Genomic DNA, 856 nt, shown 5'->3' with positions numbered 1-856 from the left:
TAGGGGCTGTTGATCTTTCACATTGGCAGCCAAATTATAGAGCAAGCTAGAGCCAGCAGGCTTTCAAAATTAATTTTCAATTTATCATAGCGGGTAGCTATCGCTCTAAAATGCTTGAGCCGAGCAAAAGCATTTTCAACTAAATGCCGATATTTGTATAAACACCAATCGATATCGCCATTTCCTTGCTTCGAATTTTGTCTTCTAGGGATCACTGGCTTTGAACCACATTCACGCACTTTATCTCTAATCGCTTCACTGTCGTAGCCTTTGTCTGCAATAATAAAATGACTTTGTGGCAATAGTTCAATAAGGGCATTAGCTGCTTTGCTATCATGAACTTCTCCACCTGTAACAATAAATTCTATCGGTAAACCATAGCTATCTACCGCGAGATGGATTTTGCTTGTATTACCACCACGACTTAACCCAATTGCTTGATTTTCATCAGATGATGCACCTGAACTGTGTTGATGGGCTTTTACATAACTTCCATCAATAAATTCCCATTCAGTATCACTATTAGTCGATAATGTTTTGAACAGCCTAAGTAAAATACCTTTTCTTGACCACAGTAAAAATCGACGGTAAATGGTATTCCATAAGCCAAAATATTCAGGTAAATCTCGCCAAGGGCAGCCAACACGCAATCGGTAAAGGATACCTTCCATCGTAAATCGATGCTCTTGCTTGTTATAAACTCTATCATCAAGCAGAATAGCTTTTAGCTTCGACCACATCTCATCAGTGAGCATTAATCGGGGCATGGTAATCTCGTTGTATTTGTTTTTGGCGAAGTGAATTATACGAGATTACCTTCTTCGCACAAAATTCAAACAAAGATCAACAGCCCCTA

The 856-nt window shown here is 39.0% G+C and carries 1 protein-coding gene; it reads right to left on the bottom strand.

What is annotated here, in order from left to right:
- Positions 1 to 17: 17 nt before the first annotated feature.
- Positions 18 to 767, bottom strand: coding sequence for an IS5 family transposase (locus AAEY93_RS20270; protein WP_124011573.1), 750 nt, complete (start codon positions 765 to 767; stop codon positions 18 to 20).
- Between the last annotated feature and the right edge of the window lie 89 nt (positions 768 to 856).

Origin of the sequence: Shewanella sp. CAL98-MNA-CIBAN-0140, from assembly GCF_040309905.1 — a bacterium.
Classification (GTDB): domain Bacteria; phylum Pseudomonadota; class Gammaproteobacteria; order Enterobacterales; family Shewanellaceae; genus Shewanella; species Shewanella psychromarinicola.
This window is presented reverse-complemented; position numbering and strand designations above follow the sequence as displayed.